Here is a 23,244-nt window from a genome sequence, read left to right on the forward strand (position 1 = left end):
ATACAATGGCTACGAAACATGAAGAAATTGGTTTAACGAATGAAGATGTACTAAAAATGTATGAAACGATGTTAATGGCGCGTCGCGTGGATGAACGCATGTGGTTATTAAACCGTGCAGGTAAAATTCCTTTTGTGATTTCTTGTCAAGGTCAAGAAGCGGCGCAAGTTGGCGCTGCGTTTGCACTTGATAATTCAAAAGATTATATCGCGCCTTACTACCGCGATATCGGTGTGGTCCTTCATTTTGGTATGACGCCAAAAGAATTGATGCTTTCAGCTTTTGCTAAAGCAGAAGACCCGAACTCAGGTGGACGTCAAATGCCTGGTCATTTCGGTCAAAAAAGCAACCGTATTTTAACTGGATCTTCACCTGTTACGACACAATTGCCACACGCAGTAGGCGTCGCTTTAGCAGGGAAAATGAAGAAAAAAGATTTCATTACATTCACAACACTTGGTGAAGGTTCTTCTAACCAAGGAGATTTCCACGAAGGCATGAACTTTGCTGGTGTACATAAATTGCCAGTTATTATTATGGTCGAAAACAACAAATACGCAATTTCAGTACCTGTTGAACGTCAACTAGCTTGTAAAAACGTTTCTGACCGTGCAATCGGTTACGGAATGCCAGGTGTGACGATTGACGGCAACGACCCAATTGAAGTTTACAAGCATGTTAAAGAAGCGGCTGATCGTGCGCGTCGCGGCGAAGGCCCAAGCTTGATCGAAACCGTTTCTGAACGTATGACTGCTCACTCTTCAGATGATGACCACCGTCAATACCGTTCAGCAGACGAATTGGCAGCACAAAAATCAACAGATCCAATTTTGACATTTGGTGCTTATTTGAAAGAAAACGGTGTGATGAACGATGAATTAGAAAAAGAAATTAATGATCGCATTATGGTAATTGTCAATGAAGCAACAGATTATGCCGAAGAAGCACCGTATGCTCCACCAGAACATGCGATGAAATATGTCTATGCCGAAGAAGGAGGAGACGAATAATGGCTATTATGTCTTATATAGATGCCATCACGCTTGCCATGAAAGAAGAAATGGAACGTGACGAAAACGTTTTTGTTCTCGGAGAAGATGTCGGTAAAAAAGGTGGCGTTTTTAAAGCGACTCAAGGTCTTTACGATCAATTCGGAGAAGATCGCGTATTAGATACACCACTTGCAGAATCAGCAATTGCTGGTGTTGGAATTGGTGCTGCAATGTACGGATTACGCCCAATTGCAGAAATGCAATTTGCGGATTTCATCATGCCTGCTATTAACCAAATTATTTCTGAAGCTTCACGTATCCGTTACCGTTCAAATAACGACTGGAGTTGTCCAATTGTTTTCCGCGCACCATTTGGCGGCGGTGTTCACGGCGCTCTTTATCATTCTCAGTCGGTAGAAGCGATTTTCGCGAACCAACCTGGCTTGAAAATTGTTATTCCGTCTACACCATACGATGCAAAAGGTTTGTTAAAATCGGCAATTCGCGATGAAGATCCAGTAATGTTCTTTGAACACAAACGTGCGTATCGCCTGATTAAAGGTGAAGTACCAGAAGAAGATTACACAATCGAAATCGGTAAAGCAGACGTTAAACGCGAAGGTGAAGATATTACAGTTATCACTTACGGTTTAGCAGTCCACTTTGCACTTCAAGCAGCAGAACGTTTAGCAGAAGATGGAATTTCTGCGCATGTTCTTGATTTGCGCACAATTTATCCATTGGATAAAGAAGGCATTATCGAAGCTGCCAAGAAAACAGGTAAAGTGTTGCTAGTTACAGAAGACAATAAAGAAGGAAGCATCATCGGAGAAGTAGCAGCGATTATCGCTGAAAACTGCCTATTCGATCTAGACGCTCCAATCAAACGTCTAGCTGGACCTGATATTCCGGCAATGGCTTACGCACCAACTATGGAGAAATTCTTCATGATCAACCCAGACAAAGTAGAAAAAGCTATGAGAGAACTAGCTGAATTTTAAAACGAAAAGCGTAAGCGCCCATGTAGATTCGACGGGCATAAGCCGCTCTCTACCAAATAACCGTTCGATCAAGTAAAGGAGGAAATCCCTTGGCTATTGAAAACATAAAAATGCCTCAATTGGGCGAAAGTGTTACAGAAGGTACAATTGAAAAATGGCTCGTCCAGCCAGGCGACCATGTCAATAAATACGACCCGCTTGCTGAAGTCAATACAGATAAAGTAACAGCGGAAGTGCCATCTTCTTTCACAGGAATCATTAAAGAATTGATTGCTTCAGAAGGAGAAACTTTAGCGGTAGGTGAAATCGTTTGTACAATTGAGACAGAAGGCGGAAGCGCTGCAGCTGTCGAAGAAGAAAAACCTGCAACTGAAGAAAAACCAGTTGATAAAAAAGAAGAGTCAAAAACTTCTTCTACACCAGTGAAACCTTCTGGAGCAAAAGGACGCTATTCACCAGCTGTATTGCGTTTAGCTCAAGACCATGACATTGATTTAGCGCAAGTTGAGGGCTCAGGTAATGAAGGCCGCATCACGCGTAAAGATTTGATGAAGTTAATCGACAGCGGCAACATTCCGAAAGCTGGAGATGCTCCGGCAGCTCAAGCGGCTCCGACACAACAAGAACAACCAGCTGCTCAACCGTCAGCTCCTGCTGCGCCTAAAGCTGCTTCTGCTCCAATTGAAAGCGCGCCTGGCGATATCGAAATTCCAGTCTCTGGCGTACGTAAAGCGATTGCGGCGAATATGCTGAAAAGTAAACATGAAGCTCCGCATGCATGGATGATGATTGAAGTAGATGTAACAAATCTAGTTCAGTACCGCGACTCCATTAAAGGCGAATTCAAGAAAAAAGAAGGCTTTAACATTACGTATTTCACTTTCTTCGTTAAAGCTGTTTCACAAGCTTTAAAAGAATTCCCGATGATGAACTCCATGTGGGCTGGCGATAAAATTATCCAGAAAAAAGATATTAATATTTCAATCGCTGTAGCTTCTGACAGTGCCCTGTTTGTACCGGTTATCAAAAATTCTGATGAAAAATCAGTTAAAGGGATCGGCAAAGAAGTAAACGAATTGGCGCTTAAAGCACGTTCTGGTAAATTGAAATCTGCTGATATGCAAGGTGGTACATTTACGGTTAATAATACTGGATCGTTTGGTTCTGTTCAGTCGATGGGGATTATCAATCATCCACAAGCTGCCATTATGCAAGTCGAGTCAATCGTAAAACGTCCTGTAATTATGGACAACGGAATGATTGCTGCCCGTGATATGGTAAACCTTTGTTTATCACTAGATCACCGAGTTCTTGACGGTCTTGTTTGCGGTCAATTCTTGGCACGTGTTAAAGAAATTTTAGAAAATATGTCAAAAGAAAATACATCTGTTTATTAAGAAAAGCTGGAGTCTTCGGACTTCAAGCTTTTTTTTCTTTAATGTCTGCGCCTAGTCGGGTAAAATGAAAGTAGATAGCCTTTAAGGAGGGAATAGTTTGACAATCGAATCGATGAAAAACACAAAATTTCCAACTCATACATATAGTGAATGGCAACAAGCAGCTGAAAAAGCGATTAAAGGAAAGTCTTTTGAAGAAACTTTGAAAACGCCTACAATTGAAGATGTTACACTTGAACCTTTATACACGAAAGACATGCTTGATCAATTAGGGAGCTATGTACCCGCTCAAGTTGCAGCTATACAACATGGCAAACATCAACCGAGCTGGCTAGTTTCTCAAGAAGTAACAGCAGACTCTGCAGACGAATATTTAACCTTAATGAAAGACGATCTATTGCGTGGAAATGAAACTGTCGTTTATACAGGTTTCCGTAAATTTGAATGGACAGACGAACAATTAAACGAATTGGCCAAACTGCTTGTTGAGTACCCGCTGTACTTTAAAGTGTCGGGAGATGACCAAAATGTTTTACGGGTTTTTGATTTTATCGCTCCAGAAAAACGATCACAACTACAAGGTGTAATCTTTTCTGAAGAACCAGTTAACGCGCCAGAAAACGTACGCACACGACTAGTGGATACCATTCCTATTCATCATGCAGGAGGAACAGCAGTACATGAACTAGGAGTTGCACTCAGTATTTTGTCAGAACAAATGATCGATGCTGACTTTACTAAAAGCGCTAAAAATACGTGGATTCGTTTTGCAGTGGATACTCAATTTTTCCAAGAAATTGCTAAATTACGTGCATTCCGTGTATTGTGGCAAGCTTTTTGCTCAGCATATGGGGATGAAACGCCAACGATTCCTGTATTTACAGAAACGTCAGTTCGTTCTTATTCAAAGCTTGACCCTTATGTCAATTTACTGCGAGCAGGAAATTCAACGTTTGCAGCAGTTCTCGGTGGTACAGATGCGCATACCGTACATCCGCATGATTTTTTGACAGAGTCTGATTTATCGAGCCGTCGTATTGCGCGTAATGTGCAACTAGTGATCAAAGAAGAAGCTCATGTATCGCATGTTGTAGACCCTTCTGCAGGTTCGTATTTTATCGAAACATTAACGAAAGAATATGTTGAAGCGGCATGGAATTATTTCTTGGAGATTGAAAATATTGGCGGCTATTCTGAAGCTGTTAAATCAGGATGGCTGACAGATGATATTCAAGCAAAATGGATCGAGCGAGAACAAAATGTAGCGACACGTAAACAATCGCTTATTGGTACGAATATTTATGCGAATCCACAAGAAACCGTTAAAAATGTTAAAACAGATGACAGTCACATAGAATACATGACAGCTAAACGATTAGCGATACCTTTTGAAAAGCTTCGTGCGAAAAGCAAAGCAACAAACTTAAAATCAGCAATTATTTTATTGGAACCATTAAAAAGTATTAAAGCTCAAGTTGATTTTGTATCTGGATTTCTTGCGGTGGGCGGAATTAGAGCGAAGGTAAGTGGCCATTTACAGACTGCTGAAGAAATCAATTTATTCTTAAAAAATGAAAGTCTGGATTATGCGGTGTTTTGCGGGTCGAAACAAGCGATTGCTAGCATAGTTCCAGCGTTAAATACTCAAACAAGTATTGATCTTGCCGGTAAGTATACGAGAGAACAATTAGCTGAATGGCAACAATATGGTATTAAAGACACAATTTATTCTGGCAAACACATTACTTCCAAGCTTGAGAAAATTCTTGCTTTAGGAAAGGAGGCGCAATAATGACTAAGCCCGATTTTTCCAAAATAACGTTAAATGATTTAGCCGTTGCAGCTAAGACGGTCGAACATCAAAATCCTTTTACTACAAATGAAGGCATTGATATTAAGCAAAGTTATACAAAAGAAGATATCGAATTTCTAGAAGAAAGTATGCCAGGATTTGCGCCTAACTTACGTGGACCTTATCCGACGATGTACGTATCACGTCCGTGGACCGTGCGCCAATATGCTGGGTTCTCAACAGCAGAAGAAAGTAATGCCTTTTACCGCCGAAACTTAGCGATGGGACAAAAAGGCTTGTCTGTAGCGTTCGACTTGGCAACGCATCGTGGCTATGATTCAGATCATGAGCGAGTTGTTGGAGACGTAGGAAAAGCTGGTGTTGCAATCGATAGCGTAGAAGATATGAAAATATTGTTTGATGGCATTCCGTTAGATCAAATGTCTGTTTCCATGACGATGAACGGTGCAGTTGTTCCGATTATGGCGTTCTTTATCGTAGCAGCTGAAGAGCAAGGCGTGTCTCCTGATAAATTAGCAGGAACAATTCAAAACGATATTTTAAAAGAATATATGGTACGCAATACATATATTTATCCTCCAGCAATGTCTATGCAAATTATTGCGGATATTTTTAAATATACATCTAACCATATGCAGAAATTTAACTCGATTTCTATTTCTGGCTACCACATTCAAGAAGCAGGCGCGACAGCGGACCTTGAGCTAGCTTATACACTTGCAGATGGTCTTGAGTACGTTCGTACTGGCCTTAAAGCAGGTATAGATATCGATCATTTTGCACCACGTTTGTCGTTTTTCTGGGGCATTGGGATGAATTATTTCATGGAAGTCGCGAAAATGCGAGCAGGACGTGAAATTTGGGCGAAAATGATGAAGACGTTTAATCCGAAAAACGATAAAGCCCTCGCTTTACGTACGCATTCGCAAACATCGGGTTGGAGTTTAACAGAACAAGATCCGTTTAATAATGTTACGCGCACATTAATTGAAGCGAATGCGGCGGCCATGGGTCATACGCAATCACTTCATACCAATGCGCTTGACGAAGCGATAGCGTTGCCAACAGATTTTTCTGCACGAATTGCACGTAATACGCAATTATTTCTTCAAGAAGAAACGATGATGACAAATGTCATTGACCCCTGGGGTGGATCGTATTATGTTGAATCCCTAACAAAAGAATTAGTAGAAAAAGCGTGGGAACTGATAGAAGAAGTTGAAGAACTTGGTGGCATGGCAAAAGCGATTGAAACCGGCTTGCCGAAAATGCGCATCGAAGAAGCAGCAGCAAAAAAACAAGCGCAAATCGATTCGAATGAAGAAACCATTATCGGTGTTAACCGTTATCGTTTAGATCAAGAAGATCCAATCGATATTTTAAATATAGATAATACAATGGTTCGAAAAACGCAAATTGAGCGACTAGATCGCATGAAAGCAAATCGCGATGGTGAAAAAGTGTCAGCGTCGCTAGAAAAATTAACGCTAGCCGCTCAAAGTGGAGAAGACAATATTTTGGCTTGTGCCATTGAAGCAGCACGACACCGAGCATCTCTTGGTGAAATTTCCGATGCCATCGAGAAAGCATCTGGAAGACATAAGGCGGTGATTCGTTCAGTGAGTGGTGTTTATAGTTCGAATTTTTCTAACCAGCAAGAAATGGAAATCGTTAAAGAAATGACTGAAGACTTTATTGAAAACGAAGGACGCCGGCCACGTATTTTGATCGCTAAAATGGGTCAAGATGGTCATGACCGTGGTGCGAAAGTAATTGCGACTGCTTTTGCCGACTTGGGCTTTGACGTTGATATCGGCCCGTTGTTCCAAACACCTGCAGAAACAGCTCAACAAGCAGTGGAAAATGATGTACACGTTATTGGTGTGAGTTCGCTTGCGGCGGGTCACATGACACTAGTACCAGACTTGAAAGCGGAACTCGCGAAAATTGGTCGGGAAGATATATTGATTGTTGTTGGTGGAGTTATCCCTGCACAAGATTACGAGTTTTTACGTAATAATGGAGCGAGTGCTATTTTTGGTCCTGGTACGGTTATTCCAGTCGCTGCACAAAAAGTAATTGAAGAAATTTATGTGCAACTTGGTTATGAGGAAGTGGCTGACTGATGAGCCACGAAAAAAACTCCAGGCGTGTAATGGAAGGTGTTCATGAAGCGCATGATGGCATGAAAACTTTGCCACGGAAAAAGTTTAAAAAACCCGATTCCGGTAAACTGGATATTCAAGAAATTGCGCAAGGGGTTAAAAGTGGATCGCGTCTGTATCTTGGAAAAGCGATTACTTTACTGGAAAGTTCAAATCCTGAACATAAACAAAATGGCCAAGAACTATTAAATCAATTGTTACCTGACACGGGCAATAGTTTACGCCTCGGCATTACAGGTGTTCCGGGAGCGGGGAAAAGTACGTTTATCGAAACCTTTGGTGAAATGTTAACGAGTCTTGGTCATCGTGTAGCAGTGCTAGCAATTGATCCAAGCTCTTCACTGACGGGTGGCAGTATACTTGGTGACAAAACCCGTATGGAACAGCTCGCACGCAATCCGAAAGCCTTTATCCGACCTTCTCCAACTGCTGGTACACTTGGTGGAGTGCATAAGAAGACGCGTGAAACAATGTTATTATGTGAAGCGGCAGGATATGATATTATTCTGGTGGAAACAGTAGGTGTCGGTCAAAGTGAAACTTTGGTTCGCGGAATGGTTGATATGTTCTTGTTGCTCGTTTTAACGGGAGCGGGAGACGAGTTACAAGGTATGAAAAAAGGGATACTAGAATTGGCGGATGCAATTGTTGTTCATAAAGCAGACGGGGAAAATGCGCGTTTGGCCAAAAAGACAGTTGCTGAATATAAACAAATGCTGCATTTTCTACAGCCTGCGACAGAAAGTTGGACTACTAAGCCAATTGCCGCTTCTTCTCTTGAAAGTACTGGCATTCCAGATGTTTGGCAAATGATTCAAGAGTTTGAAACAGCGGTGAAAGATAGTGGTTATTGGAAAAAGCGCCGCCAAGAACAAACAAAAGACTGGTTCCGCTCGATGATTACAGACGAACTTCATAGCCGCTTTTTTGAAGATGCCAGTCGCAGGGAATTGGTCAAAGTACTGGAAAATCAAGTGCTCAATGATGAATTGACGGTAGCTCAAGCGATTGTGCGACTTTTTGAGTAGGCTTTTTTGCAAGTCCGCTAAACACCTGCTATGATTAAGAAAGTAATAATAAGGAGTGGTATTTGATGAGCATGGATTTTAACTTCCTGATGAACGATATAGCAACACAAGCACGCCAGGAATTGATTGATGGTGGATATACACAGTTGGAAACAGCTGAAGATGTGAACGAAGCTTTTTCTAAAGAAGGAACTAGCCTTGTTATGATTAACTCTGTATGTGGGTGTGCCGGCGGTATCGCTCGTCCAGCTGCATTACATTCGATTCATTACGATAAACGCCCAGATAACTTGTTTACGGTTTTTGCCGGACAAGATAAAGAAGCAACTGCACAAGCGCGTGCGATTTTTGGGGATGACCACTTGCCATCTTCGCCATCTTTCGTTTTCTTAAAAGACGGGAAAATGGTTGATGAAATTGGCCGTCACGAAATTGAAGGTCATGATCCAATGTCTGTTATTACGCATATTCAAGCAATATTCGAACAGCATTGCGACGAAGTTTAAGAAGGAATGCCTCTTATGGAGGCATTTTTTTCATGTCAATAATTGGAGGAGACAATGAAATTGAATTTAAAGCCATATTCAATTGGGTATCGCACAATGAAAACTGCGTTAGGTGTAGCAATTGCTATTTATTTAGCGCAATTGTTGCAACTTGATTATTATGTATCTGCCGGAATTTTGACGATTCTTTGCATTCAACCAACGAAAAAAAAGTCGATTCGTGCGGCGTTTTCTCGTTTTATTGCCAGTTTAATCGGCATTGTTTTTGCGCTCATCTTTTTTGAAGGAATTGCATATCACCCGATTATCATAGGTGTCCTCATTGTTCTTTTTATCCCGTTATTGGTTACATTGCGATTTCAAGATGGCTTCGTCTCAAGTTCAGTTATTTTGATGCATATTTATGATGCCAAAAATCTAAGTTTCGATTTGTTAACCAATGAAATAGCGTTAATGATGGTTGGTTTTGGAACAGCATTAGCAGTCAATATGTATATGCCGAGTATTGAGAAAAAGCTAGAAAATTATCGCTATGAAATTGAAGGGTTGTACGCCTCTATTTTTCGTGAAATTGCTGTTTACTTACGTGAAAGAGAATCGTTATGGAGCGGCAAGGAGTTAATGGATGCGAGAAAGTTATTAGAAAAGGCAAAAGCACTTGCCTATCAAGACGTTGAAAATCACATTACGCGTCATGAAAACAAATACTATCATTATTTTGAAATGCGTGAACAGCAACTTGAAATTATTGAACGCATCTTACCAAAAATCACAGCTTTGCCGGTCATTGTAGACCAAACCGACTTGGTTGCAGATTTTTTAGAAGATTTATCGGAACATGTACACTCAGGCAATACCGCTTATCGTTATATTTCAAAGCTGGATAAAGTAAAAGAAAACTTTGCTGAGCTACCACTGCCAAACAGCCACGAAAAATTCCTAGCAATGGCTGAGTTATATCAAGTCATTCACGAAATGGAAGCCTATTTAGAAATCAAACAATCCTACAAAGGGTTTCATACAAGAAAAGCGGAAGTGCCTGTTTAGCTCCGACAGGCATAAGGCGGACAGTCGAAATGGCACTCTTTGCCACGTAGCGGGGTTGACTTATGACCCGAGGAGCTAGGCACTGGAGTCTAGACACAAGAAAAGCGGAAGCAGCCGTTTAGATTCGACAGGCATAAGGGGCACCGACGATGTGGCATTTTTTGCCACGGTGTCGGGGAAACTTATGACCCCGAGAATCTGGCTGCTGGAGTCTAGACACAAGAAAAGCGGAAGCAGCCGTTACAAATTAAAAAAGGACATTCCGGAAATTTCGGAATGTCCTTTCTTATTTATTAAAGTACAAAGCTCAAGCCAAACATAAAGCTTGATAACAGCATAATACCAATCATCGCATAAACAATAAACTTACGGAATGCAGCGTTTCTCATTAGTGATAAACTCCTTTATCAATCAAATCTATTGAGCAAATCATATCATAGATCTACTGAAAATTGAAGAGACACGCTACAGGTTTCCGAATATTCACTAACAACTAGAGTTTTTGGCGGTGAATCTGTACAATAAGAGAGAAGTCAAAAAAGGAAGTGAAATTGGGATGGAAAAAGTAGATCATATCGGAATTGCTGTACGGGATTTGAATGCTGTGCTTCCATATTACACGGAGACACTCGGCCTCCCGCTTATGAAAATTGAAGAAGTGGAATCTCAAAACGTACGTGTGGCATTTATTGATGCCGGCAACGTCAAATTAGAGTTGCTCGAACCAATGGCTGAAGAAAGCGCTATCTTCAAATTTTTAGAGAAAAAAGGTGAAGGCATTCACCATATTGCTTTTGGTGTCGTTGGAATCGAAGAGCGAATGGAAGAACTGCGTGAAAAAGGCGTACAGCTATTGAACGACAAGCCGAAACCTGGAGCAGGCGGAGCGATGGTAGCTTTTTTGCATCCGAAATCATCAAACGGGGTATTATACGAACTTTGTGAAAAAGAGTGATTGGGAGTGGGGAAAATGGATATTTACGAACGAATTAATGAGTTATATGATCGGAAACGCGAGATTGAACTTGGCGGTGGCGAAGAACGCATCGATAAGCAACACGAAAAAGGCAAACTAACGGCACGTGAGCGTATTGATTTATTGCTTGATGAGGATTCATTTGTAGAGCTAAGTCCATTTGTAGAACATCGCACAACTGATTTCGGTATGGCTAAAGGCCCTGGTGAAGGCGTGGTTACTGGCTATGGGAAAGTGAACGGGAGACCGATTTACTTGTTTTCTCAAGACTTTACAGTGTTTGGTGGAGCTTTAGGGGAAATGCATGCGAAAAAAATTGCTAATGTCATGGATTTAGCAGCCCGTAATGGTGCACCTTTTATCGGTTTAAACGATTCAGGGGGTGCACGTATTCAAGAAGGTGTCTTGTCCCTTGATGGCTATGGTCAAATTTTCTATCGCAACTCGATTTATTCAGGCGTTATACCGCAAATCTCTGTAATTATGGGACCTTCTGCAGGTGGAGCGGTTTATTCACCAGCGATTACAGATTTTGTCTTTATGGTTGATAAAACGAGCCAAATGTTTATTACTGGCCCAAAAGTAATTGAAACAGTTACTGGCGAAAAAATATCTTCTGAAGATCTTGGCGGTTCAAGAGTACATACAGCAATTAGCGGAAATGCACATTTCCGAGGCGATTCAGAACAAAAAGTGCTTGAAATGGTTCGTCAATTGATCAGCTACTTGCCACAAAATAACACGGAAATGCCGCCTCGCCTAGAAGAGGGAGAAGAAGACGACTACCGTCCAGATTTAGCAGATGTTGTGCCTTTTGAAGCAATTCGTCCTTATGATGTCCGTAAAGTAGTCGACCAAGTCGTAGACAAAGATAGCTTTATGGAAGTGCAACCAGAATTTGCGCGCAATATCGTCATTGGACTCGCTCGCATTAAAGGCGAAACCGTCGGATTAGTTTGTAACCAGCCAAAAGTAATGGCAGGGGGACTCGATATCGATTCATCTGATAAAGCAGCACGCTTTATTCGTTTCTGCGATTCGTTCAACATCCCATTAATCACATTTGAGGACGTTACTGGTTTCTTCCCTGGTATTAAACAAGAACATGGTGGGATTATTCGTCACGGGGCGAAGATTTTGTATGCTTATTCAGAAGCAACGGTTCCTAAAATGACGGTCATCTTGCGAAAAGCTTATGGCGGTGCTTATGTGGCATTAAACTCTAAATCTATTGGAGCTGATTTGGTTTATTCATGGCCTAATGCTGAAATCGCGGTTATGGGACCAAATGGAGCTGCCAACATCATTTTTGCTCGTGAAATTGCCGCAAGCGAAAACCCAGAAGAAACGCGCGCAGCGAAAATTGAAGAATACCGCGTGAAATTCGCGAATCCATATGTAGCTGCGGCTCGTGGTATGGTTGATGACGTGATCGACCCACGCGAAACACGTATTAAATTGATCCAAGCATTAGAAATGATGCGCAATAAAAAAGATACACGACCTGCAAAAAAACATGGCAATATGCCCCTGTAAGATATAGAAGGAGTGTTTTGGATGAATAACGAACGATTGATAAATGAATTTTTGGAACTGGTTCAAATTGACTCAGAAACAAAACATGAAGGTCCGATTTCTGCTATATTACAAACTAAATTAGAAGCAATGGGTTTTCATGTCGTTATTGACGAATCAGCTGCAGCAACTGGTCACGGTGCAGGAAATATAATTGCTACGTTACGTGGAAATTTGAGCGAAGTTCCGGCTATCTACTTTACGGTTCATATGGATACAGTGACACCAGGTGTTGGTGTTAAACCTGAAATTCGTGATGGATATGTCTATTCGGATGGAACAACCATTTTAGGGGCAGATGATAAAGCTGGAATTTCGGCTTTGTTTGAAATGATTCGCGTGCTTCAAGAGCAAGAAATTCCGCATGGTGATATTCAATTGGTTATCACTTCTGGAGAAGAAAGTGGGTTAGTTGGAGCAAAAGAACTAGACTCTTCACTTATGATTGCCAAATATGGCTATGCTGTAGATAGCGATGGCAAAGTAGGCGGAATTGTTACTGCTGCACCGAACCAAGCGAAACTATGGACAACCATTTATGGTAAAACAGCTCATGCGGGTGTAGCGCCTGAAAAAGGCATTTCAGCGATCAGTATTGCTGCAAAGGCCATTGCTAAAATGACGCTAGGACGCATCGATGAAGAAACGACTGCTAATATCGGACATTTTGAAGGTGGCGGAGCTACTAACATTGTTTGTGACGAAGTCCGTATTCTATCGGAAGCCCGTTCAATTAGCGAAGACAAATTAGCCGCACAAACGATTCACATGGAATCGGTTTTTGAACAAGTTGCTGAAAACCTTGGTGGACGTGCAGAAACAAAAGTCCAATTAATGTACCCAGGTTTCCATTTTGATGATATGGACCCCGTTGTGGAAATTGCACAAAAAGCTGCCGCTAAAATTGGACGTCCGTCTCCAATTTTGACGAGTGGTGGAGGCAGTGATGCAAACATATTTAATGGTTTTGGCATTCCGACTGTTAACCTTTGTGTTGGATACGAAGAAATTCATACTAAAAATGAACGTATGCCAATCGAAGAACTCGAAAAATTAACCGAATTATTGGTTGAAATTGTTAAAGAATCAACACAGAAGTAAATAGTAGAGTGATGATGGGAAGAAAGAACAGGATGTATATAACGGGTTTCTTTTCTATCGTTAAACTACAAAAAACCAACAAATTGTAAATTGATTTGTTGGTTTTTTATTACTCTATTGAGCTTTTAAAAACTATAAAGCAAAAGAAGAATTTACAAAATGATTATCAAACCATTTGATCGTAGCTGTTTCTTCTCTGTATCCCCAATAAATTCCGTATCCTAATAATCCTGAAATAATTAAGAATCCGCTTAAACTAATGAGTAAAAACTTTTTCATTGCTTTACGACTTTAATTAAAACGACAATAAATAAATTAAAAAGTTGGGCAATCCAAAATGCTTTCTGGTTTTTAATGGCTCCTTCTTTTACTTTTGAGATAAGAAACGGAACCCATCAGGATGTATGTTCTGTCTTTTTTTGATACACTAAAAGAAAAGGAAATGAGAGTCAGTTCTATGGCCAGCAGAGTGATTTTTCATATTGATATGAATAGTTTTTATGCTTCTGTTGAACAGTCGCATAATCCAGAGTTAAAAGGAAAAGCGATTGCCATTGCCGGAAATCCGCAAGAAAGAAAAGGGATTATCGTAACATGCTCTTACGAAGCAAGAGCGCATGGCATATATACGACGATGCAAGTTCATGAAGCGAAACGGAAATTACCAGAACTATTGCTACTGCCGCCTAACTTTGAGCGTTACCGTGCAGCTTCAAAAGCAATGTTTGAAATTTTACGTACATATACGGATATGGTGGAACCTGTGTCTATTGATGAAGGCTATGTCGACGTAACCGAATTGACCGAAACGCGTCATGCATTGGAAATTGCGGATGACATCCAGCAACGGCTGTTGGCGGAATTGGATTTGCCTTGTTCAATCGGCATTGCACCGAATAAGTTTTTAGCAAAAACAGCATCTGACATGAAAAAACCGATGGGAATTACGGTGTTGCGTAAGCGCAGCATTCAGGCTTTGCTGTGGCCGAAATCGGTAATAGAGATGCACGGTATTGGTGACAGCACAGCAGCGCGCTTAAAGAGCTTGAAAATTGAAAAAATCGGTGAGTTAGCGACTGCGAACGAAGGTTTGATTAAAGAAAAAATGGGCAAAAACGGTCTGCGGCTAAGAGAGCGAGCAAATGGAATTGACGACCGTCCAGTAGATCCGGATTCCATTTACGATACTAAAAGTGTTGGGACGTCCACAACTTTGCCAATAGATGAAACGGATGAACAAAGTTTAAAAGCATTATTTCGTCAGCTTAGTGACAAAGTTGCCAACCGATTAGAAGCGAAAGAATTATCCGGTTCCACTGTTAGTATTCAAACGCGTAGTTCGGATTGGAAAAACAGAACACGTAGCGTTACATTAAATAATACCGTTTGGAAAGCTGAAGATATTCAACGAACGGCATGGCAATTGTTTATTAAACATTGGAATGGTGAAGCTTTAAGACTGATTGGTGTGACGGTATCCAACGTGGCAAGTAAAGGCGATATGACTGAACAATTGTCAATCTTTAATTTTCAAGAACATGTGAAAGAAGAGCCGATTCTGAATTTGATGGCTAAACTTGAAAGTCGATTTGGAAAAAGCGTTTTGACGCGAGGAACCAAAATTAAAAAAACCAATTACGATTCAAAAACAAGTTTTAGTAAAGATTTTTTGGACGATCACGAAAGAAAGTAGGGAAAGTATGCAATTGTTATTTCTTGGTACTGGAGCGGGAATGCCTTCTAAGCAACGTAACACCTCTGCGCTTGTACTGAAGTTGCTAGAAGAACGGGGAACTGTTTGGTTGTTCGACTGTGGAGAAGCAACACAGCATCAAATTCTTCGGACTACAGTAAAACCGCGCAAAATTGAAAAAATCTTTATTACGCATATGCACGGCGATCATATTTTTGGCTTGCCTGGTTTGCTCGGATCTCGTTCATTTCAAGCAGGAGAAGAACCACTTGATATTTATGGCCCTGTAGGCATTAAAGAATACGTCCAAATGACGTTAACACTTAGCCGAACTCATTTAACTTATCCGATTGCTTATCACGAACTATCTGAAGGTATGATATTTGAAGATGAATTGATGACAGTCGAAACGCGTCTTTTAGATCACGTTATTCCTTCCTATGGGTTTCGTATTACGCAAAAACCATTACCTCCAAAACTGCTAATTAATAAAGCTCTTTCTCTTGGTGTGCCAAAAGGTCCCTTATTGGCAAAGTTAAAAACAGGACAAGACATTGAACTTGCAAATGGCCAGTGGGTACGAAGTGGCGATGTTACAGAATCTGAACAACCCGGATTTGTCGTTACTATTTTAGGCGATACTCGTTTCTGTAAAGCAGCGGTAGAATTAGGTCGCGGAGCAGATGTGCTGGTGCACGAAGCGACATTTGATGCAACTGCAAAAAAAATGGCTACAGAATATGGACATGCAACTGTTTATGATGCAGCTGAAACTGCGCGATTAGCAAGAGCTAATACGTTAATCATGAATCATATTAGTGCTCGTTTTTTACCTGAAGATGAGAAGTTTTTATTAAAACAAATGAAAGAGCAACATCCGCGCGGATTTATTGCACATGATTTCGCTGAATTTGAATGGCATCAACAAGAGAAAAGAATAAGGAAAAAACAAGGAAGCCGCCTTTAATAGATGGCTTTTTTTGGGTAATCACAAAAATATTTTTGGAAATAATAGAACATACGTTCTTTTTGTGGTAAAATAAAGTTACAGCTGTATGAGGGCGGTTTGGCCATTCCCGAGGGAAAGGGGGTGGTAACATGACCATTGCAGAATCATTCGGTCTCGTTTTTACGAGTATCGGATTAACGATTAGCGCCTTAACACTTGTCGTTTCCATGATTTTGGTCATTAACAAAAAAAAATAACCGTCCCATGTGGCGTGGAATGACGGTTATTTTTTAAGCCTATATTCCAGCCAACCGCTCTCGTAGCGGCATACAGCTGGCCGAATGCGAAAGCATTCGGTTTTTTTGCGTTACCTTAAGTATACTAAATCTGAAGCATTTTGCAACTTTCTTATAGCCAACCACGCTTATACGGCTCTGGAGCTGTTATTTCAACGTTTAGCTGTTTTGCTGCTGTATATGCCCAATAAGGGTCGCGAAGCAGTTCGCGGGCTAGAAAGACCATATCAGCGCGTTCGTTTTGAAGAATTTCTTCTGCATGCAATGGGCTAGTGATTAAGCCAACTGCACCTGTTGCGATCGGTGTATCTTTTTTTATAGTTTCTGCAAAAGCTACTTGATAGCCAGGGAAAACAGGAATGCGAGCAGGTACAACAGCACCCGAACTAACATCGATCAAGTCGACGCCTTGCTGTTTCATCCATTGACACATTTCTACGTACTGATCGGCAGTCATACCACCTTCACTATAGTCATGAGCAGAGATACGGACAAATAAGGGACCATTCCAAACTTCATTGACCACATCAATCACTTTTCCTAACAAGCGGTAACGGTTTTCAGCGCTGCCACCATATTCATCTGTCCGTTGGTTAGTTAAAGGAGACAAAAACTGGTTTAGTAAATAGCCATGTGCACCGTGAAGTTCAATAACATCAAAGCCCGCTTTTTTTGCGCGAATTGCCCCAAGTTTAAAAGCTTCTATCGTTTCTTCAATATCATCAGAAGACATTTCTTTCGGTAATTTATAGCTATCATCAAAAGCGAGCGCACTTGCTGAATAGATTTCACCATCAACCGTGGCTTTTCTGCCGGCATGAGCCAATTGAATGCCTGTTTTTGCCCCACTTTGTTTCATTAAACGAACAATTTCGGATTGACCTTCAATGTGAGTATCATCCCAAATGCCAAGATCTCTCGATGAAATACGTCCTTGTGGCTGAACAGCTGTTGCTTCAGTGATAATTAGACCGACGCCTCCAACTGCACGTGTCGGATAGTGGATGCGGTGCCAGTCGGTTATTTTTCCATCTTCCTGGTCACTTTGGTACATACACATAGGTGCCATAACAATCCGGTTTTTAAAAACAGTTTCTTTTATCTCAAATGGTTCAAATAACTTAGCCATGTACTGTCCTCCTTCTAGTAGATACAACTATAAAGTATACAGAAAGATTTATTTAAATTCTTTCCCAAGCTCTTTCGATCGTTCAGCAGCACTTGTCACACATTTACCAACAATTTCTTTAAAGTTGTTTTCTGCTAAAGAATCAAGGCCGGCAGCAGTAGTGCCATTTGGACTTGTCACTTTTTGGCGCAACTCAGCAAAGTCTTCTTGTTGTAACATTTCAGCTGCCCCAGCAAAAGTTTGACGAACCAATTTTTTTGCGTCCGCATTTGATAGACCGTTTGCGATAGCCGCTTCAGTCATTGCTTCTGCAAAATAATAAATATAGGCAGGTCCACTTCCTGCGACACCGGTTACTGCATGCAATTGCTCTTCAGCAACGACTGTTACGCCGCCAATTGAAGACAATAGCTTGCGTAGTTCATGTTGTTGATCAAGTGTGACATGTTTGCTCCATGCGACACCTGTTGCCGATTTGCCGACTTTTGCAGAAGTATTAGGCATTGCACGAGCTACTGGGAAATCACCCACATGTTTTTGAATGGTTTCAATCGAGACACCTGCTGCTACCGATAAAATTACGGTGTTTCCAGTTAATTTGTCTTTAATGCCACAAAGTGCAACCTCTACATCTTTTGGCTTCATTGCCAACAAAATGAAGTTCGCATCTTTTAATTCGGTTTTCTCTTGGCAGACGATATTCACACCGTATTCGTCACTTAAAAATTCCAGGCGATCTTGATCCGATTTGTTCATCACCGAAATTTCTTCCGGTTTCATAATTCGCTTATTAATCCAGCCATGAATCATAGATTCGGCCATTGATCCGGCTCCTACACAAACGATTTTCATATCCATCACTCTCTTTCCTCAAAATAAAAAGCGCATTCGTCCCTGTTATACAAGGACGAAAACGCTTTGTTTCCGCGGTACCACCTAAGTTTGCCATAAAGACACAACTCGATATCCATAACGCGGACAGACGGCCGTGTTTTCACGGCAGCTCAAAAGCAGGTTCCACAAAGGAGAGGGGGTGCGCATTTCAGCTAAAGCAACACTCTCTTTACACCTTCACTTTGTGTACTAATCTTTATCTTCGCTCACATATGTTATTAAATTATAGAGTATAGCGTAGGACTTTGTCAAATAACATCAAGAAGTGACGGCGAGTAATTTACCATGTATGATAGATGAATAGCGATTCATTTTAAGGAGTTGAGAGTGTGAGTTTACATAAGATTATTATTCCTACACCTTTTGCGGTAGGGGACGTTAATTCGTATTTAATAAAAGGAGATATGCTCACGCTAATCGATGCTGGTCCGAAAACGCCAGAAGCATGGCTTGCGATCAAGGCAGGACTTAAAGAATTTGGAGCAGAACCTGGTGATGTGGAACAAGTTGTGTTGACGCATCATCATCCCGACCATGCGGGGTGGGTTGATGGTTTTGAAAATGCAAAACTATATGGACATCCGTATAACGATCCATGGCTGCGCCGTGATCAACAATTCTTTGATTATCATGATACATTTTATTTAGAACGTTTAAAAGAAGAAGGGGTACCAGGCGATTTACAATTTTGGGTCAAAAAGATGAAACGGCCATTAAATTTAATGGGCAACCGCCCACTAGATACGACGATTACTGAAGGAGATGTGTTACCAGGACATCCTGATTGGCAAGTTCTTGAAACTTTGGGACATGCACAAAGTCATTTGTCTTTTTGGAACAAAGAAACGGGTGAAATGATTGGTGGCGATCATGTAATTGCAAAAGTTTCTTCTAATCCACTGATTGAACCACCGTTAGATCCAGCAGAAGGGCGACCAAAATCTTTGCTTCAATACAATGCATCACTCAGTCGTTTATTAACAATGCCAGTTGACGTGATTTATAGTGGCCATGGTGAAGAAGTATACAATGTTCATGAATTAATCACCACGCGCTTAGCGAAACAGCATCAGCGGGCTATGAAAGCACACGGTTTAATGGGTGAAGGAGAGCGAACGGTATATGAGGTGACAAAAGACTTGTTTGCACACGCATATGAAAAAGAGCTTGGCTTAACGTTATCTGAAACGATTGGTCAAATTGATTACTTGCTAGAAAATGGATTAGTTGTCGAGCGAATGGGTGACGATGGCATTTTCTACTATAGTAAAGCATAAATAAAGCTGACAATTGCAACAAGTTCGAGTAACAGGTAAAATTAAGTGAATAATATGTACACCACGACTATACAAGAAAAGGATTGGGTAGCTTTGAAAAAATGGGGTTTATTTTTAGCGAGTGCATTATTGCTTGCAGCGTGTTCGAATGAAGAAACTGAACCAGCGGGGCCGGATGAAACAGAAGATACGGAAAAAGCAGAAATGGCCGTTGAACAGAAAAGTATGACTGAAGAAGGATTTATCACACAAGTTAGCGGAGAAAGCATTCTTGTTAATAATATCTACTTTAGTATTCCAGAAGATGTGGAAGTCCAACTTAGCGATGGTGCTGAAACTACTGAAGGCGTTATTCGAGATATCCGAACAGGAATGAAAGTTAGCTTGGACTACAACGGGCCACTAGCTGAATCGTTTCCTATGCAAGGAGACGCTGAAACGATCACTATTTTAAAAGATGAGGAATCTGTTAAACAAGCAGATGCACTTGAAGCTTTTATCAACGCGGAACAATTGTCTCGTTTGATCATGATGGGGCAACCAATTGTTCGTGATAACGAAATCGGCTTTTTATTTAGCAATATGGAAACTGGCGAAATGTCCGAAGTTCGGATCGACCTTGATACACACGAGTACACAATTGGTGGAGAAAAAAGTGAATAAATAATAGAAGCAGCCGCGGCTGCTTTTTTTTGTGAAAATTTATAGTCGTTTCTCTTGCGCTTGTTAAATATCCGTGATATTATGTGTATATTCATTTCAAACATTGCATAAAAATACATTGGAGGTTTTCATATTGAATAAAAAGATTGTACTCGCATACTCAGGTGGATTAGATACATCGGTGGCCATCCCGTGGCTAAAAGAAGAAGGCTACGACGTTGTCGCTGTGTGCCTGGATATCGGGGAAGGAAAAGATTTAGATTTTATTAAACAAAAAGCGCTTCAAGTTGGAGCGGTTGAAAGTTACATGATCGATGCAAGAGACGAATTCGCGGATGAATATGCATTAATTTCAATGCAAGCTCATACATTATATGAAGGGAAATATCCATTGGTGTCTGCATTATCTCGTCCGTTAATTTCGAAAAAATTAGTTGAGATCGCAGAAGCTACTGGCTCAAGCGCTGTAGCACATGGTTGCACAGGAAAAGGCAATGACCAAGTACGTTTCGAAGTTTCGATCAAGTCGTTAAACCCGAATCTTGAAGTTGTAGCACCAGTTAGACAATGGGGATGGTCACGTGATGAAGAAATCGCTTATGCAAAACTGCATAATATTCCAATCCCAGTGAATTTGGATAGCCCGTTTTCAATCGATCAAAATCTATGGGGACGTGCTAACGAATGTGGCGTATTGGAAAACCCGTGGACTACTCCACCAGAGGAAGCTTATGACATTACAAATTCTCTTGAAACAACTCCAGATACAGCGGATATTGTTGAAATCGAATTCGTTAACGGAGTTCCAACTCAATTAAACGGTATTTCGTACTCATTCTCTAAATTGATTTTAGAATTAAACGAAATCGCTGGTAAACATGGTGTCGGTAGAATTGACCATATTGAAAATCGTTTAGTAGGGATTAAATCTCGTGAGGTATATGAAGCTCCTGCAGCGATGACATTAATCGCAGCGCATAAAGAGCTTGAAGATATTACTTTGGTTAAAGAAATGGCTCATTTCAAACCAGTTATCGAGAAAAAATTAACTGAATTAATTTATGAAGGTTTATGGTTCTCTCCATTACGTGTTGCACTTGAAGCATTCTTAAAAGAAACACAAGTGTATGTTAACGGTACAGTGCGTGTGAAACTGTTTAAAGGACATGCCATTATTGAAGGGCGTAAGTCTGCAAACTCACTTTACAGTGAGCAACTAGCTACGTATTCGACAGATGATACATTCAACCATGCATCTGCAGTTGGCTTTATCGAGCTATGGGGCCTTCCGACAGTTGTAAACTCAATGGTAAACAAAAAAGAAGTAGCAGTTCCTGAAGAGTTGAAAGAGAAGGTGAAAGCATGACCAAACTGTGGGGCGGCCGTTTTCAAAAATCGGCCGAACAGTGGGTCGATGAATTTGGTGCTTCAATTTCTTATGATCAAAAGTTAGTAATGGAGGATCTGGAAGGCAGCACAGCGCATGTTAAAATGCTGGCTGCTTGCCAGATTCTTTCTAACGACGATGCTAATCTTATTTTATCGGGTCTTGTAACGCTTAAACAAAAAGCGCAAGACGGGGAATTAGAGTATAGCGTATCAAATGAAGACATCCACTTAAACTTAGAAAAACATTTAATCGATGAAATAGGTCCAGTTGGTGGTAAATTGCATACAGCAAGAAGCCGGAATGACCAAGTAGCGACAGATATGCATTTGTATTTGAAAAATCGTGTTGGCGAAATTATTGATGCCGTTACGGCTTTCCAAGATGCAATCGTCACGCAAGCGGAAGCGCATGTAGAAACGATTGTCCCAGGTTATACGCATCTTCAACGTGCACAACCAATTTCTTTTGGTCATCACTTGATGACGTATTTTTGGATGTTGCAGCGCGATAAAGAGCGATTAACAGAATCGTTAAAACGCATCGATATTTCACCGCTTGGAGCGGGAGCAATGTCGGGAACAACTTTTCCGATTGACCGCGAAATGTCGGCAGAGCTTCTCGGTTTCTCAAACGTTTACCAAAATAGTTTGGATGCCGTAAGTGATCGTGATTTCATCCTTGAATTTCTAAGCAATTCATCGATGTTAATGATGCACATGTCACGTTTTGCGGAAGAAATTATTCTTTGGTCAAGTGAGGAATTCCGTTTTATCGAGTTAGATGATACGTTCTCTACAGGATCAAGTATTATGCCGCAGAAGAAAAATCCCGATATGGCGGAATTGATTCGTGGCAAAACTGGCCGTGTTTACGGCAACCTTTTTGGTTTATTGACAACGTTAAAAGGTTTGCCGCTTGCTTATAATAAAGACATGCAAGAAGACAAAGAAGGAATGTTTGATACGGTTCACACCTTAATGGGCTCATTGCCAATTTTTGAAGGCATGATTCGTACCATGACCGTTCGCACGGATTCCATGGAAAAAGCGGTTCATTCAGATTTCTCAAACGCTACAGAATTAGCGGATTACTTAGCTGCGAAAGGAATGCCGTTCCGTGAAGCACATGATGTCACTGGGAAACTAGTTTTCACATGCATTCAACGCGGTTATTTCTTAAAAGACTTACCGCTTGCTGATCTCAAGCAAGCAAGTTCACTGATCGATGAAGATATCTACAACACCTTAATGCCAAAAACAGCAGTAGAGCGCAGAAACTCACTGGGTGGCACAGGTTTTGAACAAGTACATCATCAATTGGGACTTGCCAAGCAACTTATCGGGTAATAAGTC

20 protein-coding genes and 1 other annotated feature are annotated in these 23,244 nt (G+C 40.9%); of the genes, 17 read left to right on the forward strand and 3 right to left on the reverse strand.

Annotation, left to right across the window (positions count from 1 at the left end):
* Nucleotides 1-5: 5 nt before the first annotated feature.
* The 8 genes from BBI08_RS07830 to BBI08_RS07865 all read left to right on the forward strand — a co-directional run bounded on the left by BBI08_RS07830 (nucleotide 6) and on the right by BBI08_RS07865 (nucleotide 9,949).
* Nucleotides 6-1,010: a thiamine pyrophosphate-dependent dehydrogenase E1 component subunit alpha gene (locus BBI08_RS07830; RefSeq protein ID WP_008499065.1), complete on the forward strand. Its 1,005-nt coding sequence runs from the start codon at nucleotides 6-8 to the stop codon at nucleotides 1,008-1,010.
* Nucleotides 1,010-1,993: an alpha-ketoacid dehydrogenase subunit beta gene (locus tag BBI08_RS07835; RefSeq protein ID WP_008499066.1), complete on the forward strand. Its 984-nt coding sequence runs from the start codon at nucleotides 1,010-1,012 to the stop codon at nucleotides 1,991-1,993. Before BBI08_RS07830 ends, BBI08_RS07835 begins: the two co-directional genes overlap by 1 nt.
* 89 nt (nucleotides 1,994-2,082) lie before the next feature.
* Complete coding sequence (locus BBI08_RS07840; RefSeq protein WP_065527939.1) at nucleotides 2,083-3,390, forward strand: dihydrolipoamide acetyltransferase family protein; 1,308 nt, start codon at nucleotides 2,083-2,085, stop codon at nucleotides 3,388-3,390.
* Between the two features lie 97 nt (nucleotides 3,391-3,487).
* Nucleotides 3,488-5,182 carry a methylmalonyl-CoA mutase family protein gene (locus tag BBI08_RS07845; RefSeq protein ID WP_051041717.1) on the forward strand — a complete coding sequence of 565 codons (1,695 nt, stop codon included), beginning with the start codon at nucleotides 3,488-3,490 and terminating at the stop codon, nucleotides 5,180-5,182.
* Nucleotides 5,182-7,329, forward strand: coding sequence for a methylmalonyl-CoA mutase (gene scpA / locus BBI08_RS07850; protein ID WP_040851269.1), 2,148 nt, complete (start codon nucleotides 5,182-5,184; stop codon nucleotides 7,327-7,329). The genes BBI08_RS07845 and scpA overlap by 1 nt, the downstream gene beginning before the upstream one ends.
* Nucleotides 7,329-8,396 (forward strand): methylmalonyl Co-A mutase-associated GTPase MeaB, encoded by a 1,068-nt coding sequence (gene meaB / locus BBI08_RS07855; RefSeq protein ID WP_065527940.1) that lies wholly within the window; start codon nucleotides 7,329-7,331, stop codon nucleotides 8,394-8,396. The genes scpA and meaB overlap by 1 nt, the downstream gene beginning before the upstream one ends.
* A 65-nt stretch (nucleotides 8,397-8,461) precedes the next feature.
* Nucleotides 8,462-8,902 carry a BrxA/BrxB family bacilliredoxin gene (locus BBI08_RS07860; RefSeq protein WP_008499069.1) on the forward strand — a complete coding sequence of 147 codons (441 nt, stop codon included), beginning with the start codon at nucleotides 8,462-8,464 and terminating at the stop codon, nucleotides 8,900-8,902.
* 54 nt (nucleotides 8,903-8,956) lie between these two features.
* The gene (locus tag BBI08_RS07865; protein WP_065527941.1) at nucleotides 8,957-9,949 is read left to right on the forward strand and encodes an aromatic acid exporter family protein; all 993 of its coding nucleotides are present in this window, start codon (nucleotides 8,957-8,959) and stop codon (nucleotides 9,947-9,949) included.
* A gap of 293 nt (nucleotides 9,950-10,242) precedes the next feature.
* Here BBI08_RS07865 and prli42 read toward each other — a convergent pair whose 3' ends face one another.
* Nucleotides 10,243-10,338, reverse strand: coding sequence for a stressosome-associated protein Prli42 (prli42, locus tag BBI08_RS17000; protein ID WP_155800335.1), 96 nt, complete (start codon nucleotides 10,336-10,338; stop codon nucleotides 10,243-10,245).
* A gap of 167 nt (nucleotides 10,339-10,505) precedes the next feature.
* Here prli42 and mce point away from each other — a divergent pair, with 167 nt between their 5' ends.
* The 5 genes from mce to rnz all read left to right on the forward strand — a co-directional run bounded on the left by mce (nucleotide 10,506) and on the right by rnz (nucleotide 16,261).
* Nucleotides 10,506-10,904, forward strand: a complete 399-nt coding sequence (mce, locus tag BBI08_RS07870) for a methylmalonyl-CoA epimerase (RefSeq protein ID WP_008499070.1) — start codon at nucleotides 10,506-10,508, stop codon at nucleotides 10,902-10,904.
* Between the two features lie 15 nt (nucleotides 10,905-10,919).
* Nucleotides 10,920-12,461: an acyl-CoA carboxylase subunit beta gene (locus BBI08_RS07875; RefSeq protein ID WP_008499071.1), complete on the forward strand. Its 1,542-nt coding sequence runs from the start codon at nucleotides 10,920-10,922 to the stop codon at nucleotides 12,459-12,461.
* A 21-nt stretch (nucleotides 12,462-12,482) separates the two neighbouring features.
* Nucleotides 12,483-13,601, forward strand: coding sequence for a M20/M25/M40 family metallo-hydrolase (locus BBI08_RS07880; RefSeq protein ID WP_008499072.1), 1,119 nt, complete (start codon nucleotides 12,483-12,485; stop codon nucleotides 13,599-13,601).
* 457 nt (nucleotides 13,602-14,058) lie between these two features.
* Nucleotides 14,059-15,294, forward strand: coding sequence for a DNA polymerase IV (locus BBI08_RS07885; protein WP_065527942.1), 1,236 nt, complete (start codon nucleotides 14,059-14,061; stop codon nucleotides 15,292-15,294).
* Between the two features lie 7 nt (nucleotides 15,295-15,301).
* Nucleotides 15,302-16,261, forward strand: coding sequence for a ribonuclease Z (rnz, locus tag BBI08_RS07890; protein ID WP_040851271.1), 960 nt, complete (start codon nucleotides 15,302-15,304; stop codon nucleotides 16,259-16,261).
* Between the two features lie 390 nt (nucleotides 16,262-16,651).
* On the opposite strand, the gene namA is transcribed toward rnz, so the two are convergent.
* Nucleotides 16,652-17,668 (reverse strand): NADPH dehydrogenase NamA, encoded by a 1,017-nt coding sequence (namA, locus tag BBI08_RS07895; RefSeq protein WP_008499076.1) that lies wholly within the window; start codon nucleotides 17,666-17,668, stop codon nucleotides 16,652-16,654.
* Nucleotides 17,669-17,716: 48 nt separating this feature from the next.
* A complete protein-coding gene (gene proC / locus BBI08_RS07900) occupies nucleotides 17,717-18,526 on the reverse strand; it encodes a pyrroline-5-carboxylate reductase (RefSeq protein WP_008499078.1) in 810 nt (269 codons plus the stop codon).
* Nucleotides 18,527-18,568: 42 nt separating this feature from the next.
* Nucleotides 18,569-18,774 (reverse strand) — a binding site (T-box leader).
* A gap of 117 nt (nucleotides 18,775-18,891) precedes the next feature.
* Here proC and BBI08_RS07905 point away from each other — a divergent pair.
* From BBI08_RS07905 to argH, 4 genes are all read left to right on the forward strand, one after another.
* A complete protein-coding gene (locus BBI08_RS07905; RefSeq protein WP_008499079.1) occupies nucleotides 18,892-19,839 on the forward strand; it encodes an MBL fold metallo-hydrolase in 948 nt (315 codons plus the stop codon).
* A gap of 93 nt (nucleotides 19,840-19,932) precedes the next feature.
* Complete coding sequence (locus tag BBI08_RS07910; protein ID WP_040851315.1) at nucleotides 19,933-20,502, forward strand: DUF3221 domain-containing protein; 570 nt, start codon at nucleotides 19,933-19,935, stop codon at nucleotides 20,500-20,502.
* Between the two features lie 130 nt (nucleotides 20,503-20,632).
* The gene (locus BBI08_RS07915; protein WP_205847846.1) at nucleotides 20,633-21,868 is read left to right on the forward strand and encodes an argininosuccinate synthase; all 1,236 of its coding nucleotides are present in this window, start codon (nucleotides 20,633-20,635) and stop codon (nucleotides 21,866-21,868) included.
* Nucleotides 21,865-23,238, forward strand: a complete 1,374-nt coding sequence (gene argH, locus BBI08_RS07920) for an argininosuccinate lyase (RefSeq protein ID WP_008499081.1) — start codon at nucleotides 21,865-21,867, stop codon at nucleotides 23,236-23,238. The genes BBI08_RS07915 and argH overlap by 4 nt, the downstream gene beginning before the upstream one ends.
* Nucleotides 23,239-23,244: the final 6 nt, after the last annotated feature.

The sequence above is a fragment of the Planococcus halocryophilus genome, assembly GCF_001687585.2.
In the GTDB taxonomy this organism is placed as follows: domain Bacteria; phylum Bacillota; class Bacilli; order Bacillales_A; family Planococcaceae; genus Planococcus; species Planococcus halocryophilus.

What these genes read in the sequence shown, in the direction of transcription:
- meaB (WP_065527940.1), top strand. Translation starts at nt 7,329, where the DNA reads ATGAGCCACGAAAAAAACTCCAGGCGTGTAATGGAAGGTGTTCATGAA.
- namA (WP_008499076.1), bottom strand. Translation starts at nt 17,668, where the DNA reads ATGGCTAAGTTATTTGAACCATTTGAGATAAAAGAAACTGTTTTTAAA.
- mce (WP_008499070.1), top strand. Translation starts at nt 10,506, where the DNA reads ATGGAAAAAGTAGATCATATCGGAATTGCTGTACGGGATTTGAATGCT.
- prli42 (WP_155800335.1), bottom strand. Translation starts at nt 10,338, where the DNA reads ATGAGAAACGCTGCATTCCGTAAGTTTATTGTTTATGCGATGATTGGT.
- BBI08_RS07860 (WP_008499069.1), top strand. Translation starts at nt 8,462, where the DNA reads ATGAGCATGGATTTTAACTTCCTGATGAACGATATAGCAACACAAGCA.
- argH (WP_008499081.1), top strand. Translation starts at nt 21,865, where the DNA reads ATGACCAAACTGTGGGGCGGCCGTTTTCAAAAATCGGCCGAACAGTGG.
- proC (WP_008499078.1), bottom strand. Translation starts at nt 18,526, where the DNA reads ATGGATATGAAAATCGTTTGTGTAGGAGCCGGATCAATGGCCGAATCT.
- rnz (WP_040851271.1), top strand. Translation starts at nt 15,302, where the DNA reads ATGCAATTGTTATTTCTTGGTACTGGAGCGGGAATGCCTTCTAAGCAA.
- BBI08_RS07875 (WP_008499071.1), top strand. Translation starts at nt 10,920, where the DNA reads ATGGATATTTACGAACGAATTAATGAGTTATATGATCGGAAACGCGAG.
- BBI08_RS07880 (WP_008499072.1), top strand. Translation starts at nt 12,483, where the DNA reads ATGAATAACGAACGATTGATAAATGAATTTTTGGAACTGGTTCAAATT.
- BBI08_RS07885 (WP_065527942.1), top strand. Translation starts at nt 14,059, where the DNA reads ATGGCCAGCAGAGTGATTTTTCATATTGATATGAATAGTTTTTATGCT.
- scpA (WP_040851269.1), top strand. Translation starts at nt 5,182, where the DNA reads ATGACTAAGCCCGATTTTTCCAAAATAACGTTAAATGATTTAGCCGTT.
- BBI08_RS07830 (WP_008499065.1), top strand. Translation starts at nt 6, where the DNA reads ATGGCTACGAAACATGAAGAAATTGGTTTAACGAATGAAGATGTACTA.
- BBI08_RS07835 (WP_008499066.1), top strand. Translation starts at nt 1,010, where the DNA reads ATGGCTATTATGTCTTATATAGATGCCATCACGCTTGCCATGAAAGAA.
- BBI08_RS07865 (WP_065527941.1), top strand. Translation starts at nt 8,957, where the DNA reads ATGAAATTGAATTTAAAGCCATATTCAATTGGGTATCGCACAATGAAA.